The organism is Lysinibacillus sphaericus (assembly GCF_002982115.1).
In the GTDB taxonomy this organism is placed as follows: Bacteria; Bacillota; Bacilli; order Bacillales_A; family Planococcaceae; genus Lysinibacillus; species Lysinibacillus sphaericus.
Map to the genome: position 1 here is coordinate 4126093 of NZ_CP019980.1, position 17670 is coordinate 4143762.

The following is a 17670-nucleotide window of genomic DNA, read 5'->3' on the forward strand; positions in this document are numbered from 1 at the left end:
TTCTTACATTTTATAAGCAAAAAAGCTACCCTGATTTTTACTTTCGGAGTAGCTTTTTGGCATTTGAATTTATCGTTTTATCTTACAATTACTTGTATTCATCGTCATAAATTCCACTTAAAATATTTATTTTAAAAATGGTTCTTTTTTTGCATCGTTAGGCTCAAATCTTTTGTTTATTTGCTGTTATGCGTTGCTGCCTTCTTCTCTACTTAAGTTATTTTTTAAAGACATTGCCACTACGAATATATTCAATATCAGGTAAGTTTAAACGTGCATTCACAACACGTGCTGCGGCAAATAAATAATCTGATAATCGATTTAAATATTTTTGTACAATAGTCGGTACATCTTCAATTTCTTTCATTAGCGTTACCATTTGGCGCTCTGCTCGGCGTGCAACTGTACGTGCGATGTGTAATGTTGCAGCGGCCGGCGCTCCACCAGGTAAGATAAATTTCTCTAATGGTGGCGCTTCGTCTGACAATGCATCTATACGCGCCTCTAGTACTTCAATCGGTGCTTCCGTTAACTTATAATGACGTTCCTTCATAACATTTGCTAAATCACCGCCTGCATCAAAAAGCTCATGTTGAATCGTTTCTAAATCCACTAAAATATCTTTAAATAACGCGCGATCTAATTCACTAACAGCCTTGCCGATAAATGAATTTAATTCATCAATTGCCCCGTATGTTTCCACACGTAGACTATCTTTGTCGACACGCCCACCAATTAAGCTTGTTTTCCCTGTATCGCCTGTTTTTGTGTAAAGTTTCATCTTGTTCCACTCCTATGCTTTATTTTTATAATTTTGAATTGCTTGCACCGTCGTCTCATAAACACCTTTACCAATAATCTTACCAACAGCCGTAATCGGTCCACCATAGCGCATTTCCTCACCCTTTTGCGTTGCCGCAATAAGCAAACTATCGGTCGCAGTACCAGTCGCAATCGTATCAGTTAAATGATCCCGAATGTTTTCTGATTGTAAAGCCTTTGTTTTAGCTTCATTTGCAGTCATCAATGCTTGAAAAAATGCCTCTTCCGATAAACAGCCATTGATGACAACCCACGTATTGATAGTACCAATATATGGCGTATCCTGCCGTTCGTGTGTACGAGAGACATCTACAGCATTGCCAACACCTGCTGTTACCACAACAAACACACTCCCAAAGGCAGTGCTATATTCATTAAGTGCAAACAGTTGTGTAGGAACAGCCGTTAACATAACAACTGTGCTTGTCGGTGAAAAATGCTCCCTTTGTAAAAAGTCCGCAACTTCTTGTTTAACATCACTAATAACATAATCTCCTGGTACTGAACGATTTAATAGACAGTCATACCATCCTATACCGGGATTATGAACAGCCGAAGAAACGGTTTTTAAAGGAATGGTTGATTTTAGTTGAATATAATCTGGCGTTACTCGAAAGTCTTCTTTTACGATGTCAGCGCGTTGCTGATATTCATTGGTTGATGGCATAATTGTAATTTGCGGTTTCGGTATTTCAGGGTGGGCATAGGTTGTTACCCGTGCCTGATATACATCCTCAATTTGTGAAGCTATTAACACCTTATGTGGTACACCTAAAGCACGTACAGAGCCACTCTCCATTAACAATAATTCATCACAATAAAGAGAAGCTAAATTCATGTCATGTAGCACCATAATAACTGTTAAACCGCACTCGATTGCTTCCTTACGCACCATATCCAAAAGTTGACGTTGATGGGCAATATCTAAGTGATTGGTCGGCTCATCTAGCAATAATACTTCTGCTGTTTGCGCCAAAGCTTGCGCTACAAAAACCCGTTGTTGCTCGCCGCCCGATAGAAATTCCATCGATGTATGCTCATAGCGTGCTACGCCTGTTTGATCCATGGCATATTGAACAGCTCGTTCATCCTGCTCTGACCAATTGGAAAAAAAACCAGTTTGATGCGGATAACGACCGAGCGATACCGCTTCCCTCACGGTATTTGAAAATGCATTGGCATGTAATTGTGGTAAGACGGCCATCTTTTTCGCCAGCGCGCGTGGACTATAGTGTTTAATATTTTTGCCATCTAAAAAAACCGTTCCTGCTGTTGCAGGCAATAGACCACTAATGACTTTCAATAATGTCGATTTACCACTACCATTCGGTCCTAAAATGCCAAGGATTTTCCCCTTTTCAACGGTAAAACTAACATCTTTGACGATAGGTACGTCCTCATAGCCACCCGATAGGTGTTCAACGATAATCATACACGTACCCCCTTGCTTCTACGTTGCTTATAGAAAATATAAGAAAAGACAGGAGCACCGATAAATGCAGTAATAACGCCTATTGGTAATTCCCGAGGGATAATGATCGTTCGCGCCACTAAATCACAAATAATTAGCAATGTTGCGCCGTTGATAAATGATAACGGCAATAGATGACGGTGATCAGAACCCCAAATCATGCGTGTCATATGTGGCACAACTAAACCGACAAAACCGATTGTGCCAGAAACAGCAACAGCCGCACCAGTCAGCATGGAGCCCCCTACTAAAATTAAATATTTACTACGCTTTACATTGACACCTAAATGCTTTGCACGTTCTTCTCCGTATAATAGAACATTGAGCTCTCGTCTTTGCGTCCACAGAATAGCAGAGCCTATGACAACAAATGGTGTAATCATCTGCACATACGGCCAGCCCCGCATCGAAACTGAACCAAGCAACCAGCCTATCACTTGGCGGAGCTCTTCTCCTGATAATGCAATCATTAAGGATATAAGAGATCCTAAAAAAGAACTAAAAATAACGCCTGTTAAAATAAGTGTTTCCATTTTCAGTGCACGGTCGACTATTCTGGCAAAGCTCATGACAGCTACCATTGTTAGTACCGCACCCACCATACTAAGCGTTGGTAATGCATACAACCCGACAACCGGTATCGAGATACCAAAAAATAATGTCACCACAGCACCTACTGACGCTCCCGAAGATACACCTAGCGTATAAGGGTCTGCCAATGGATTCTTTAACAACCCTTGGAAGGCTGCCCCTGCAATCGCCAACGATGCGCCAACAAGTCCTGCCAGCAATACGCGTGGCAACCTAATTTTCCATAAAATATTAGCGGCTGTTTCATCTGCCGCCCTATTCCAAAATACTTCAAATGGAATATGAACCGAGCCTATTGATACGCCACACCAGATGCTAACAAGAAGTAACGTAATGGCTGTAATATAGGCTAATAATGCTCTACTCACTCGAAAGCCTCTGGATAGATGGCTTTCGCTAACTCTTCAAGCCCATCTGCTAAACGCGGGCCTTGACGACTTGTTAAATTTTCATCTACTTGTACAATTGCTTTATTTTTTACAGCTGTAATAGTATCAAAGCCTGCACGTTGTGGAATTTTCGTTAAAATATTTGGCACATAATCGTATGTGACAACGATGACATCTGGATTTTTTGTAATAATTTGCTCCGCATCAATTTTGAACCAACCAGTTGTATCGGCTGCAATATTTTCAGCATGAATCATATTTAGCATTTCCTGCATAAATGTATCCTTACCAGGTGTGTAGATTTCAGGCTCATCTGACGTTTCGACAAAGACTTTCTTTGGTTCCACATCCTGCAATTTCGCTTGGATTTCTTCCACTTTGGCTTTCATATTAGCAATAATTTTTTGTGCCTCCGGTAACTTACCAGTTGCGCGTCCTAATTGCTCAATCGTCGTATAAGTTTCATTAAAATCGCTTGCATTCGCCACTACAAATACCTTTACACCTGCTGCCTCAAGCTGCTCCATCGCTCCATCTAAAGAAGCCATTCCTGATTCATGAGCAAACACAATATCTGGCTGTAAGGCGATAATTTGTTCAATATTGAACTCCATACTGCCGACTTTTTCTTTTTTAGCTGCCTCCGGTGGATAATCATCATAATCATTGACGCCGACAATTTCGTCATCTAGGCCAAGCCCAAATAATATTTCTGTATTACTCGGAATAAGAGAAACAATTTTTTCAGGCGGTGCTTCTAGCACGATATCTTTGCCAGTAGCATCTTTTATTGTCACTGGAAATGTTGCTTCTTCTTGTTTGGTTACTTGTTGCTCCTGCTGCTCTGATGCAGATTGCTCGTTTTTCGGTTGTGCTCCACATGCTGCAAGTAAACCCATTGCCAAAAATGCTGATAATCCTATCTTCCAATACTTTTTCATTGTGAATCCTCCTTAGATTGTATGTGCATTTTTTAGCTCTGTTAACTTGATTGATCGATAGTATAGGGATTGTCATTATTAAATATGGAGATTGCTCACCTTTATTTTCAATGGTTATCGATAGTCGCCTTACAAAACATAAAAAAAGCCCTCGTCCATTTAACGAGAGGCGGGCTTGCACAAAAAAACCACCATCCTATCCTCGTAGGCTGAAATGTAATGTTCTATAAAGGCAGGTCTCCTGGCTCGTGCTCCAAATGCTTTTTCATGCCTTCCCAAAATAGCTTTCAGTGGCATCCATTGAAAAAACTCACACTTACAGTGGCGGGACCGCATCGGAATTACACCGATTTCCCTTTTCACTTTACTTAAGTAAAGAACCTTTATAATATTCAGTTGATTTTATTATACATGAAAATAGAAATAGGGAACGATAAAAAAAGTGACACCATTCTATGTGCTTCAAAAATTGTGTGCGTGCCTGACACCCTAAAGACGGTAGATAAACTCACAAAAATTTGAGTTTATCTACCGTCTGAAAACTTTCTAAAAAGGCTTATTTCCTTACATAATATCTGAAAAATACTGGACCGTTTTCATGGGTGCGCCAATTTCGCGTAATGCCCATGTATTTTCTAAATATATATCTGCTAGCTTTTCGTATTTGCCACCAAATTTAGCTGCCCATTCGACTGCTACTACACTTTCATAGAGATGAGCCATTTTTTCGGCTACTCCCTTTGCCTCGTATGATTTAGTAGCTTCATCCAGACGACTAAATGTTTGTAATGTACCTTCTAATTTCGCTAGTTGCTCTTCCACAATTTGCACTAATGAGCCATTTGCTAATTTAATCAACCGCTCGTGCATTACTCGTACAAATAATTCATGGGCAAAATATTTATCGACTAAGCGAATAAGCTCTAATGCTAAAATATTCGCTGTACCTTCCCACACCGTAAGTACTTGCGCATCTCTAAGCAAACGAGGCGTAACAAAATCTTCAATATAGCCATTTCCCCCATGTAATTCAATCGCTTCGCTTGCATAATGTACCGCTTGTTCAGCCGTTTCTTTCTTCATAATGGCGATATTCAAGCGATTAAGAATCATATCCTGCTCATCGCCCTGACCACTCGTTACCCTGTCATACAATTGAATAAGGTCGAAAACAGTAGCCACTTCTACATGGACCTTCGCCGCATATTTCCCTAGTGTATCTTGAATCATAGGATATTGAATTAAAGGTTGCCCAAATGCATTCCGATTAGTCACATAATGCTTCGCCTCTAAAAATCCGCGACGCATAATACCGATAGAAGCCACTGCATTGCAAATTCTAGATAAATTAAGCGCCTCTAGCATATAATAGATTCCTTTATTTGGTTCTCCAACGACATATGCTAACGAACCATCCAACTCTACCTCACCTGATGGCACTGCTCTCACACCGAGCTTATCTTTTAAACGACGAATGCGAAGGTTGTTTATCTTACCATTGTCTAGACGCCAAGGGACCGCAAATAATGTTAAACCTTTCGAACCTGTAGATGCGCCCTCAATGCGTGCTAAAACCATTGCCACACCACACATTCCTACATTTGATGCAAAATATTTTTCTCCGTACATAAGATAATGCTGTCCATCTTGTCTAGCCTTTACAATATTTGCGCCAACATCTGAACCACCTTGCCGCTCTGTTAAAAATGTTGCTCCCTCATATAGCTCTGTATCTCCTGTTGCACAAACATGTGGTAAAAATCGTTGCTTCAACTCTTCACTTGCATAATGATCCAGCAAATAGGCTGTTGCCATCGTTAACGTGACGGGGCAATAGAAGCCTGGCTCCGCATGAGATAGTAAATAGCCTTGCGCAAAGCTATAGACATAATTCCCCTTCCTACCTAACTGCGGAATGTTCTTATGCACATAGCCTACAATTCCCGTGTTGTATGTTTCTTCAATGGTTTTTTTGTAGCCTTCATTGACCCAAACTTCCGAAACTTCCTCACCATATGCATTATAGCGTTGCAATCGAGGTTCGCCCTCTCGATCAGTATGCTTCGCCCTTACGTCAATAGCACCTGCACAAAGCTCACCAAAATTCGTTAATTCTCGCTTAGCATAGACGAATAACTCTTTATCTAGCATCATGTCTAATAGTTGATGGAGCGTCTCATCCTCTGTGAAAAAATTAGTGGTCTGTCTTGCATCCTGCTGTAGCACTTTCATAGCTATCTCACCCCTTGTTCCTTCAATGATTGTTTAAGTATTTTCCCGGAAGCATTTCTCGGAAGCGCTTCCACGCGTTCAAATAGACGTGGAATTTTATATTTTGCTAGATGCTCCTCTAAATACGCCTTAAGTGCGCTCTCATCAATCTCTATCTTTGTAGCATACACAGCCTTTACGGTTTCGCCCCACTGCGGATGTGGAACTCCGATAACAGCCACCTCAAATATGCCGTCATAGCTTAAAAGCAAATCTTCAATCTCTTTCGGATATATATTGACGCCGCCTGAAATAATCACATCTTTTTTTCGATCAACAATCCAAATAAAGCCGTCTTCATCTTTCCGCGCTAAATCTCCCGTTTTCAACCAACCATCCACAAACGCTGCCTTTGTAGCGATTTCATCTTTGTAATAGCCCATCATGTTGCCTTCACCGAATAACACAATCTCCCCGACCTCATTCACACCAACTTCTTCCCCACTATCGTTAATAATGCGTAGCTCCGTACCGAGTGGTGCACGTTGACCAATACTCCCTGCTTTCGCTATATGCTCTTGCCCGAACATTAAAGAACCACTTGGCCCAGCCTCTGTTAAACCATAAACACATGTTAGATTTTCTGTTCGAAAAGCTTTTTGTATATGACGAATTTCATTTTGTGATAATGGTGCCCCTCCGTAAACCCACCATTTCATTGAAGATAAATCTGCCGTTTGCAGTCTCTTTGTTTGAGCAGTTAATAAGTAAGCGACTGGTGCCCCGAAAAAATGCGTCGTCTTTTCTTGTTCTACCATGTCTAGTAACAAATCTGGTGTAAAGGTTGGCGTTAATACATTTGTGGAGCCAACAAGGACGCCTGCCATTAAAAATAAATGTAATGGGGCTGAATGCGTTAACGGCATCATAAGAAGAATACGGCTTGCAGGCTTTACTTCCATTTCCACGGCAATCATCTGTGCTACTGTTAATATATTACGATAGCTAAATAGCACACCCTTTGGTTTTCCTGTTGTGCCTGAAGTATATAAAATCGTTGAGGCATCCTCTTCATTTAGCTGGCAATCTATTGTTTGTGTACTTGCATGTTGTATTAACGTCTCATAATGAAGCCACCCTGCCTCCATATGACCCGTCTTAATCTTTAAAGGCACGACGTTGATATGCTCGACAGTAGCAAATATAGCTTCATGTACTAAAATGGCTTTAGCCTCAGCATGCTGTGCAACATACTCAACCTCCTGCAATGTAAATTTGGCATTTACAGGAACGACAATAGCGCCTATACGCTGAATCGCAAAATAACTAACAACAAACTCTACAACATTAGGCATAAAAATAATCACTTTATCATTTTGGCGAACACCCTGTTCCATCAAAGCATGACCAAGTCGCGTCACTTGCTCATCTAATTCGCGGTAAGTCACGCTTTTCCCATGACAAACAACAGCTTCTTTCATAGGGTACTTTCGGGCATTTCGCGCTAACAAATTTGAACTATTCATCGTGCATCTCTCCCTTTAAAGTCAATAATTTTTCACTAAACATGCCATGTAATTGCTGTAATTCCTTTTTCATTTGTGTAAGCTCAGCTATTTTACTCTCAATTTCTTGTATTTTTTGATTTCCGTATGCCACAGTTCGTTCCAATTGTTGAATCCCTGAACGATCAAAATCAAAGAGCAACACCATCTCCTTGATTTCTTCCAATGAGAAACCATAACGCTTTCCTCTAAAAATAAGCTTGAGCTTCGCCATTTCCTTTTTGGAAAAGGTTCGTTGATTCGTAGAAGATCGATGTGGACTTAGTAGCCCCAACTCCTCGTAATAACGAATCGTACGTGTAGAAACATTAAATTGCTTCGCTACTTCCTGAATCGTTTTCAAAACCAACTCCCCCTTCACAATTTTTCATCAGTATATCATTAACGTTAACGTCAACTTCAACAGAAAATTAGAAATAAACAGAAAAATACATACACAAAACACAAAAAAAAAACGGTGCCAGTCACTCAAACAATTCTCAAACAATTTTGTTCGTAAAAACAGAAAAAACCCCGACACGCAATTGTGTCGGGGTGATAATCATGTACATTACATTTTTTCTGGTGCAGATACGCCAATTAGACGTAGTGCGTTGGCAATCGTTGTACGAACAGCTGTAATCAGTGCTAAACGCGCTTCTGTTAGCTCTTTATTCGATGCATCTAACACTTTTTCAGCGTTATAGAAGCTATGGAATGCAGCTGCTGTTTCTTGAATATAGTTAGCGATACGGTGTGGTGTACGGTGTTTTGCAGCATCCGCCACTACTTTCGGGAAATCACCAATTTTTTTCAATAAATCAATCTCTTTTTCAGCAGTTAACAGGCTTAAATTTGCTGTTGAAGTAGCGAAGCCTTGTTCTGTCGCTGAACGTAAAATAGAAGAAATACGCGCATGTGCATATTGTGCATAGTACACTGGGTTTTCATTTGATTGTGAAACCGCTAAGTCAAGGTCAAAGTCCATATGTGAATCACCAGCTGTTTTCACAAAGAAGTAACGCACAGCATCTAGACCAACCTCTTCCACAAGCTCACGCATCGTTACAGCATTCCCTGTACGTTTGGACATTTTGAATTTCTCGCCGTTTTTGTATAACTGCACCATTTGGATAATTTCCACTTCTAGTGTGTCACGGTCATAGCCAAGTGCTTGAATAGCCGCTTTCATACGTGGAATATAGCCGTGGTGGTCTGCTCCCCAAATGTTAATTAGTTTATCGAATCCACGAACAATTTTATCCTCATGGTAAGCGATATCTGGTGTCAGATATGTGAAAGAGCCATCGTTTTTAATTAGTACACGGTCTTTATCGTCACCGAATGTTGTTGAACGGAACCAAGTCGCACCGTCCTCTTCAAATACATGACCATTCGCTTTTAATTTATCTAATGCTACTTCGATTTTGCCGTTGTCATATAATGATGTTTCAGAATACCACACATCAAAATTCACGCGGAAGTTCGCTAAGTCTGTTTTTAATTTATCTAATTCTAAAGCAAGACCATGTTGACGGAAAAATGCAAAACGTTCTTCATCCGGTTTTGATAAAATCGAATCGCCATGCTCGCTCGCTAATTTACCTGCAATGTCGATAATATCTTGACCATGATAGCCATCTTCAGGCATATCAGCAGCAAGGCCTAATGCTTGCTTATAGCGCGCTTCCAGCGAATAAGCCAAGTTATTAATTTGATTACCAGCATCGTTAATATAGTACTCACGAGATACAGCATAACCAGCCATATCTAAAACATTACACAATGAATCCCCTACAGATGCTCCACGTGCATGACCTAAGTGTAGGTCGCCAGTTGGATTTGCTGAAACAAATTCAACTTGCACTTTTTCACCAGCTCCTGCGTTAGAGCGACCATAATCAGCACCTTGTTCAAGGATAGCTGTTACAACTTCTGTTAAGAAATCTTTACGAACAGTTATATTCATAAAACCAGGACCTGCGATGTCGATTTTTTCGATATCAGTTCCTGCTGTTTCAAGGTTTTCTAAAATTGCCTCTGCAATTGCACGCGGTGGCTTTTTCGCTAATTTCGTTAATTGCATGGCAATATTTGTTGCATAATCACCGTTTGCTTTGTCTTTTGGTGTTTCAAGGTGAATCGTTAACTCTGTGCCAGCTTCGACTAAGCCTGCTTTGTCAACAGCCTGCGCAATTGCCGTTTTAATGGCTTGTTGTACTTGTTCTACTGCGTTCATCATTGTACCTCCGTAAATGTAATGTCTAATGTATAATTGCCAACGCTTTGTCCACCCATTAATAAATCGTATTGCACATGAAAATCTCCGCACATTTCATGTCTAGTAAATAGCATGTTTTTTGTTTGTGTTACGAGTGGCATCGAACCTAATTCACTTTCATAATGGCCAATTTGTTGTTCAAAAATATTGAGTGGTAAGCGCATTTTGACTGCTCCAGCGCGCATAATAAGTGCCCGTTCCGTGTCTAACTTCATCGTCGTGCGGATTGTTTTATCATCCTGCATCTCTTCATATTTTAAATATAGGGAATCTGCTTTATTGATTAGCTGCCCATCCAACCACATTTCCAAGGTTTCGGACTCCCCATCAATCGGACGAATCGTCGAAATGAGCTTAATGTTCACTTGCGATTTTATTTCGTTCACCTTCATGGACGCTCCCTTTTAATCTTTTTACTATAACCTTTTTATTATAGGATAAATGTCCGCTTTTTTTCAAGATACAAGTGCGTATTGTTTTCAAGCATTGGCAGAGAAAGTGAAAAGATTTACTATTATCTATATATGTTCGAGAAAGGAACTACTATTAATAGATGTTACTTCATATTTATGTCAGCTTTTGTATTACCTTTACTTTAATTATTTTAACGTATTGGCCATTTACTCATCCGACTCGAAGAAAATCATTTATCAAAGATTTTAAACCAATTTTAGTCGGCATTATTTTTGGTATGACAGGCCTTGTATTAAGTGCTATATCGTTACGTTTTTTACAAGGGACGCTTATAAACATTCATATTGTACCGCTACTATACAGTGGGCTGATTGGTGGTCCGTGGTCAATTATTATAAGCGGTGCAATTATGGGGGTAGGGAGTCTATATATCATTCCTACACAATCTTTACTGTCCATATCAAGTTTATCAAACATTAATTTAATCGTTCTTTCGATTATCCTTGCCTTTGTCGCTTGTAAAAAGCCTATTACACTTCACACTTTAACAACTTATTTTTTTAGTGTCATGGCAGAAATTATTGTAATGCTTGTACTAGCAATCTGCATGCCACCTATACTGAAAATAGAGACCATTTTAGGATTCATTGCCTATGCCCTATTTACATTTTTTACAATTTTCACTGTTATTACACGTTTACAAGCAACTAGTGAAAAAGTACAGCTCATTTATCGACTTAAGGAAAAAGACTATTTAACACAACTACCAAATAATTTGGCGATACGATCATTTGCACAAGAAATGGTACTAGAAACGGACAATTTTTCTGTACTCCATTTTGATGTCGACAATATGAAAGATATAAATATTAAGTATGGCCATTTAGCTGGTGATGGGATTATTAAGCAACTCGCTACCATTATTCATCATTATATTGAAACGAAAAACGGAATGGCCGCACGTGTTGCTGGTGAGGAGTTTTATATTATTTTAAAAGATGCCCCACCTGCTATCGCCCTCTATCATGCTGAAAAACTAAGACATGTAATTGCACATCACTCTTTTAAAATTAATGACAGGCAAACTACGCCATTGACGGTTTCTATTGGTATTAGTTCAAGTCCCGATAACGCTGTAGACTTTGATGAACTTACCATTATCGCCACACAGGTTACTACAGAAGTGAAAGCTTTAGGTGGCAACCAAGTAGTACATGCCAACAATAGTGAATTTCATAAAGGATGCTAATGTTAGGTCCTCTATACCAGAAACTGCGAAACTTTGCGATATTTGCAAACGTCTTGCAGTTTCTTTTTATGTGCCATGCTAGCAAACATTGACAGATATTAACTCTAATACTACATTTATATTATTATTTTAGAATTTTCAAATTGTTCAAAGAAATGAGGTATACTTTATGCTATCGCTTGAAAAAATCCAAGCTGCCAAACTGAAAGTCGCACCTTATATTTATGAAACACCTGTTATTCGCTTGCAAGGACTCGATAATTTATTACATTGCAACGTTTCGATAAAAGCCGAAAATATGCAAAAAACCAACTCTTTTAAATTGCGTGGGGCTCTTAACAAACTGCTGTCGATGCCAGTTGAACAATTACAACATGGCGTTGTGGCAGCTTCCTCCGGTAATCATGGCAAAGGTGTGGCTTTTGCGGCTCAACTATTAAATATTCCAGCAACCATCGTTTTACCCGATTCAGCGCCATCTGTTAAAGTCGAAGGCATACGAGCCCTTGGTGCACGTATTGTCCAATGTACGCTTGCCGAAAGACATCAAGTGACTGAAGCCCTAAGCTTAGAACATGGTTATGCCATTGTGCATCCTTATGATGATTACGATATTATGGCGGGGCAAGGGACAGTAGGATTGGAAATTTTAGAACAGTTCTCTCAGGTAAGTGCAATTGTTGTTCCTATTGGTGGTGGTGGTCTGCTAAGTGGTGTCGCAACTGCGGTAAAATCTTTAGCACCACATATTAAAATTTTTGGTGTTGAACCAGCCGTCGTCCCTCGCTATTCAGAAAGTATTCAAGTTGGTAAAAGATTACTATTAGCTGAACAACAATCGTTAGCGGATGCTCTATTAACTTTACAACCTGGGGAGCGAAACTTCCCGATTGTTGAAAAATTAGTTGATGACATTGTGCGTGTAGACGAGGCTTCCATACTTAATGGGATGAAAACATTGCTACTAGAAGGCAAAATATTAGCTGAACCCTCCTCTGCCATCGGGATAGGAGCAGCTCTTCGAGGCAATTTACCGATTACGAAAAACGACCATGTTTGCTTCCTTATTTCAGGTGGCAATATTGGGCTAAATCAATTACAACGTTTATAAGGAGGAACTTATTATGAAGAAAGTTTTGATAGAACAAGAGCCAATCGGGCATTATACACCAGGCATGATTAGTAACGGGAATTTATATATTTCGGGGCAAACTTCAGTCGATCCAGCTACAGGCAAACCTCCAACTGGTGGCATTCACGCTGAAACATTCATGGCGCTTCAAAAGATGGAAGTCGTGCTTCAAGCAAGCGGTCTTACGAAGGAGGCTGTTGTTATGTGTCGCGTCTATATAACATCTGCTGATTTATGGGCGGACGTAAATGAAACTTATGCACAATTTTTCGGTAGTCATAAGCCTGCCCGCGCCATTATCCCAATTAAAGAATTAAGCCATGGCTGCTTAATTGAATTAGAGGCAATTGCAGAACTTGAAGGTTAGTGCTATGTAATTAATAAGAAAAAGCAATCAAAAAATTGTTTGAGTGCCAGGCACTCAAACAATTATACAATCCCCATTTCTTTTCCTATTTTCTTAATTTTACTAATGACCATATCGAGCTGCTCTATTGTATGTGTAGCCATTACCGTTATACGCAACCGACTTGACCCTTTCGGCACTGTTGGTGGTCGAATCGCTGGAATAAAGACACCTTCATCCAGTAGTTTCGCAGAAAACTGCATGGCTTCATGAGAACCACCAATGATAAGAGAAATAATAGGTGTTTCCCCTTCTTTCATTACAAAACCAGATTCCTCTAATTTCAATCGTAAGTACTGCGCATTTTTCAGCAATTGCTTTCTCCGCTCGGGCTCATTCTGTATGATGGAAATGCCTTCTCGCGCTGCTTCAATCGCACTTGGCGATAAAGCTGTTTGGAAAATAAAAGATCGGGCGTTATTTAACAAATAGTTCTTAGCAATGGATGATGTCGATACAAATCCACCCTCTGCACCAATCGCTTTACTCAACGTGCCTACTGTAAAATCAATCTCATCTTTCAAACCAAAATAATCAGCGGTACCACAACCATCATTGCCAAGAACACCTGTTGCATGCGCATCATCAATCATTATGTACGCTTTGTATTCCTTGGCTAACTCTACTATTTTTGGAAGTGGCGCAATATCACCATCCATACTAAAAACGCCATCCGTTACGATGAACTTCAATCCATCCCCATGTGATTGCCTTAATTTCCGCTCTAAATCCACCATATCCGCATGTTCATAAACAATCGTTTTGGCTTTACTTAATCGACAACCATCTATAATACTCGCGTGATTCCAAGCATCAGAAAAGATAGTATCTCCTGCCTTCATCACGCTCGAAATCACACCTACGTTCGCTAAATACCCACTGCTGAATACAATGGCCGCTTCAGTCTTTTTAAAATCTGCAATTTCAGATTCTAGCTGTTCATGAATGTCGAAGTTTCCAGTTGTAAGTCGAGAACCGCCAGCCCCTGTACCGTATTTACTAATGCCTTCAGTTGCTTTCTTTTTCAAACGACTATCTGTTGCAAGGCCTAAGTAGTTATTCGATGAAAATAGCAAAAATTTCTTACCATTCATCACTACCTCACTTTCATTTCCAGTTGAAAACAAACGTAACTTCCTTGTCAATCCTTGCTCTTCTATTACTTGCAGTTCCCTTCGAAAGCGATCATTCATTTTAAATGCCCCCTAATGAGAATAGGTTCTCTTTCTAAATAGTGTATATATGATTCTAGCTCAACTTCATCTGACACAAAAAAAATACGTCCGCCACTTTCACAGCCTTCCCTTTTTAAAGGCGTAATTCTGACATAACCAATCTCATGATTGCTTACATAGCCAGTAACGTATTCTGGATCATCTGACCAACATAATTCTGCGATGGTATACGGAGAATTTGCCACTTTCGTTGCCAGAGCTAGCGCTTCACGAACACGCTCATTGTAACCTACATCAGCGTCTTGCCAATCGATTCGTGATACACGAACGCCTTTCAGTCCGCGATTGTCAAGTCGTAAGCCAGTTTGACTATGAAGGAGGATAGCCCCACGAAGATTTTGATTACTAGCAAGTAGATGAAAAGCAACATTTTGTGCCTGCTTGGAAACACCTACTGAGGTTAATATACTCCTAGCTTCTTTATGTGCCCTTTCAATTGAACTCTCATCAATTGTCGTTATTTCTAACGGTGGCATATACAGTATCTGATCACCTGTAAGTTTTTCAACGGTAATTTGAATAAAGTCAGCATCTCCGCGCGAATGATTCCTTGCTTTGTTCAATAACTGTTTTACAATTGGCTCTATTTGAAATTCACTCCCTATCCGTTCCCCACCAGATATATGCTTTTCTCCTCCTTCGAGATTTTTTTCAGCTGCACGCATTCGAATGCTATAACACGTTTCTAACATGATGATCACCTGCTACTTTCTTATTAATTGCATATAACATTTTCGTTATTGGATAAACACTGACAGCCGTAATGACCATCCCTGGAATCGCCAAAACGAATAGTGGCAAAAACGGGGTCCCTAACGTAAAAGCCAATCCAAGTCTAGCAACCATTGTTCCAATCGGTCCTGCCACAACTAGTACCGGAATTGAAGTTCCTAATAAAACAATGATTAGACCAACAGTCAATCGGAAAATTATTGAAATTTCAACATTTAAGATGGAGTGTATACCTAGTAAAAATAAGATTAGACTTGCAATGATTCCCGCAAGAAAATATCGCTTAAATCCAAATACTGCTGCAATCGCAACGGCAATCGGTGCTGATAATTGAAACTCAGATCCAGGAATACCTGTTGGAATCTTAAACATGCCTGTAACGATAATAAGACAAGCTAGTAATGAAATCTGAGCAAGATCATATGTAGAAAACTTTCGCATCCTCCTATTCCTCCCATTCTAACTTCTTCAATTTGAGTTAACCTTAATAATAATTAAGTTAACACATTTATAGATAGGAAGGTAGATTAAAATTGTTTTTCTATATTTTTTTCAAAAAAGGATAGAGCTTTAACAGTGCTTCGTCAAAAAGGAAAACGCCAGAAACCTATGAAACAAGAGGATTTCAAACCTCCAAGAAGGTGAAATAAGCGATTTATTATTGAATAGAGGAATGATAAAAAAACACTCTCGGCTCATCATGCAGCTGAAAGTGTTTCTTTGGCCATATTATTATTTGATTAGCTTCCAGAAGTTTGGTCCATAGTTTGAGTTCTCTATGAAAACTTCTAATTCATTAAAAGGCAAGGTTTCTCCTACTTTTAATTTATAGATTTTATTATTTATAGGGGAACCGAAAGAAATATCTAATTGTTTGTCGTTAAGATTAAATAGAATTGAATGAACAGTTCAGAAATTTTCTTCGAAATTGTGCACTGTTACACCATTAGGGTATTCATTAAACATTAATTGTTGTAATTTATTCTTTGTAAAAAAATCATCACTCTCTAAGTTATTTTTCAAAAAATTATAACGTATTTCAGATTGTTCTAATTTTCTGTCTTCTAACTTCATTATTTTGGGCATTACAGCGTGATTAGTTGCAATCAAAAATCCTGATTTTTGATTGCCCCTTTCTACGAACTTTTCTCCATCATACGTTTCTACTAAAGCTACATTCCCTTTGGCATCTGACAGTAGCAAATTCATATTTGTTCCAATAGGCATATTCTCTAAATAAGTAATTCCTTCCTCAACATCTTTACAATTTTCAAGTAAAGCTCTTACTATTACCATAAACTGAAGTCCTTTTAGGATAGGCTTTTTCATTCCTGGATGTTTTCCAACTGGAATACCGCATGAGGCAAAAGCTACACAGAATCCCTCTTCATTTAAGCCTTCACTTCGACCAAAGTACGAAACAGAGAATCCAGTATGACTATATTTCCCTTTTACCTTAGTTGTACAAAGTCTCATATCAGATATAGCTGGTGACAAATCGTAATTTCTAAGGACATAAGTTTTACCATCACTTGTTTTAGATGGTAAAACAGCGCCTAAACTACATCCTCCTGGTTGTAGTAAAGCTTCATCAAAAAAGTTAAGACAACTAGGCTTTATATTTAATGAATCTGCAAATCCTTGAAGCTCTTCGTTTAAACCAGGAGCATAGTGATCAATTAGTTGTTTCGTATCCTTATATTTTGTTTCATCTATTAATTCAGATGATAAAATGACATTCATTGCATTAGGATTCTTTTTTATTTCCTCTCCTTGCAGTCTACCAATTTCATAACTGGTGCCTTTAAGATAAGAAATAGAAGCTTGAATTGAATTCATATTTATCACTCTCCAATTCGAATTTTCAATTAATGTATTTATTTTAAAACAGCATCTGTCAATCGTTTATCTGATTTATATTTTGCTTTGTTTGGTTGACCTTCGGCTCTAAGTATATCTAATGTATTTAAGTTTGCTACAACAGAAAAGAGCGTACCAAAATTATATTCTTTTAAATTTAAACAAACATGTCCCTTGGTTTCTGACATAATTGATCGTGCAGTGGAAAGATTCATTTTATTGACGTTTTCTTTAAGAAGTATATCTAATGTTTCAAAACGTTCTTTTGATTTGCTCCAATTCCAACTTTCAGATAGTGATGTACTTTCGTGGTGATTTGTACAATGAATATAATTATTTGTAGGAAGGCGGACTTGATAGTCATTAGGGGTAACTTCAACAACAGCCATATT

17 protein-coding genes and 1 riboswitch are annotated in these 17670 nt (G+C 39.0%); of the genes, 3 read left to right on the forward strand and 14 right to left on the reverse strand.

The window, feature by feature from the left end:
- Positions 1-217: 217 nt before the first annotated feature.
- From LS41612_RS20195 to LS41612_RS20235, 9 genes are all read right to left on the reverse strand, one after another.
- Positions 218-781 carry a cob(I)yrinic acid a,c-diamide adenosyltransferase gene (locus LS41612_RS20195; RefSeq protein ID WP_024362869.1) on the reverse strand — a complete coding sequence of 188 codons (564 nt, stop codon included), beginning with the start codon at positions 779-781 and terminating at the stop codon, positions 218-220.
- Positions 782-793: 12 nt separating this feature from the next.
- A complete protein-coding gene (locus tag LS41612_RS20200; protein ID WP_024362868.1) occupies positions 794-2254 on the reverse strand; it encodes a bifunctional ABC transporter ATP-binding protein/adenosylcobinamide amidohydrolase in 1461 nt (486 codons plus the stop codon).
- The gene (locus LS41612_RS20205) at positions 2251-3252 is read right to left on the reverse strand and encodes a FecCD family ABC transporter permease (RefSeq protein WP_024362867.1); all 1002 of its coding nucleotides are present in this window, start codon (positions 3250-3252) and stop codon (positions 2251-2253) included. Before LS41612_RS20205 ends, LS41612_RS20200 begins: the two co-directional genes overlap by 4 nt.
- On the reverse strand, positions 3249-4214 hold the full coding sequence (locus LS41612_RS20210; protein ID WP_024362866.1) for an ABC transporter substrate-binding protein: 966 nt from the start codon (positions 4212-4214) through the stop codon (positions 3249-3251). Before LS41612_RS20210 ends, LS41612_RS20205 begins: the two co-directional genes overlap by 4 nt.
- 214 nt (positions 4215-4428) lie before the next feature.
- A riboswitch (cobalamin riboswitch) is annotated at positions 4429-4614 on the reverse strand.
- 164 nt (positions 4615-4778) lie between these two features.
- A complete protein-coding gene (locus tag LS41612_RS20215) occupies positions 4779-6446 on the reverse strand; it encodes an acyl-CoA dehydrogenase family protein (protein ID WP_024362865.1) in 1668 nt (555 codons plus the stop codon).
- 2 nt (positions 6447-6448) lie between these two features.
- A complete protein-coding gene (locus LS41612_RS20220; RefSeq protein WP_024362864.1) occupies positions 6449-7951 on the reverse strand; it encodes a class I adenylate-forming enzyme family protein in 1503 nt (500 codons plus the stop codon).
- Positions 7944-8333: a MerR family transcriptional regulator gene (locus tag LS41612_RS20225; RefSeq protein WP_024362863.1), complete on the reverse strand. Its 390-nt coding sequence runs from the start codon at positions 8331-8333 to the stop codon at positions 7944-7946. Before LS41612_RS20225 ends, LS41612_RS20220 begins: the two co-directional genes overlap by 8 nt.
- 207 nt (positions 8334-8540) lie before the next feature.
- Entirely contained in the window at positions 8541-10208 is a 1668-nt protein-coding gene (argS, locus tag LS41612_RS20230) for an arginine--tRNA ligase (RefSeq protein WP_024362862.1), read from the reverse strand.
- Complete coding sequence (locus LS41612_RS20235) at positions 10208-10636, reverse strand: YwiB family protein (RefSeq protein WP_233433811.1); 429 nt, start codon at positions 10634-10636, stop codon at positions 10208-10210. The genes argS and LS41612_RS20235 overlap by 1 nt, the downstream gene beginning before the upstream one ends.
- 167 nt (positions 10637-10803) lie before the next feature.
- Here LS41612_RS20235 and LS41612_RS20240 point away from each other — a divergent pair, with 167 nt between their 5' ends.
- The 3 genes from LS41612_RS20240 to LS41612_RS20250 all read left to right on the forward strand — a co-directional run bounded on the left by LS41612_RS20240 (position 10804) and on the right by LS41612_RS20250 (position 13412).
- The gene (locus LS41612_RS20240; protein ID WP_024362860.1) at positions 10804-11913 is read left to right on the forward strand and encodes a diguanylate cyclase; all 1110 of its coding nucleotides are present in this window, start codon (positions 10804-10806) and stop codon (positions 11911-11913) included.
- A gap of 169 nt (positions 11914-12082) precedes the next feature.
- Positions 12083-13024, forward strand: a complete 942-nt coding sequence (locus LS41612_RS20245; protein ID WP_024362859.1) for a threonine ammonia-lyase — start codon at positions 12083-12085, stop codon at positions 13022-13024.
- A 13-nt stretch (positions 13025-13037) separates the two neighbouring features.
- Positions 13038-13412 carry a RidA family protein gene (locus LS41612_RS20250; RefSeq protein ID WP_024362858.1) on the forward strand — a complete coding sequence of 125 codons (375 nt, stop codon included), beginning with the start codon at positions 13038-13040 and terminating at the stop codon, positions 13410-13412.
- A gap of 62 nt (positions 13413-13474) precedes the next feature.
- Here the strand turns inward: LS41612_RS20250 and bioF are convergent, their stop codons facing one another.
- The 5 genes from bioF to LS41612_RS23575 form a co-directional block, all read right to left on the reverse strand.
- On the reverse strand, positions 13475-14644 hold the full coding sequence (bioF, locus tag LS41612_RS20255) for an 8-amino-7-oxononanoate synthase (protein WP_024362857.1): 1170 nt from the start codon (positions 14642-14644) through the stop codon (positions 13475-13477).
- Positions 14641-15378: a 6-carboxyhexanoate--CoA ligase gene (gene bioW, locus LS41612_RS20260; protein WP_029747250.1), complete on the reverse strand. Its 738-nt coding sequence runs from the start codon at positions 15376-15378 to the stop codon at positions 14641-14643. The genes bioF and bioW overlap by 4 nt, the downstream gene beginning before the upstream one ends.
- Positions 15359-15859 (reverse strand): protein BioX, encoded by a 501-nt coding sequence (locus LS41612_RS20265; RefSeq protein ID WP_024362855.1) that lies wholly within the window; start codon positions 15857-15859, stop codon positions 15359-15361. Before LS41612_RS20265 ends, bioW begins: the two co-directional genes overlap by 20 nt.
- Positions 15860-16327: 468 nt before the next feature.
- Entirely contained in the window at positions 16328-17257 is a 930-nt protein-coding gene (locus LS41612_RS20270; RefSeq protein ID WP_051147741.1) for a choloylglycine hydrolase family protein, read from the reverse strand.
- A gap of 38 nt (positions 17258-17295) precedes the next feature.
- Positions 17296-17667: a carcinine hydrolase/isopenicillin-N N-acyltransferase family protein gene (locus LS41612_RS23575; RefSeq protein WP_233433812.1), complete on the reverse strand. Its 372-nt coding sequence runs from the start codon at positions 17665-17667 to the stop codon at positions 17296-17298.
- Positions 17668-17670: the final 3 nt, after the last annotated feature.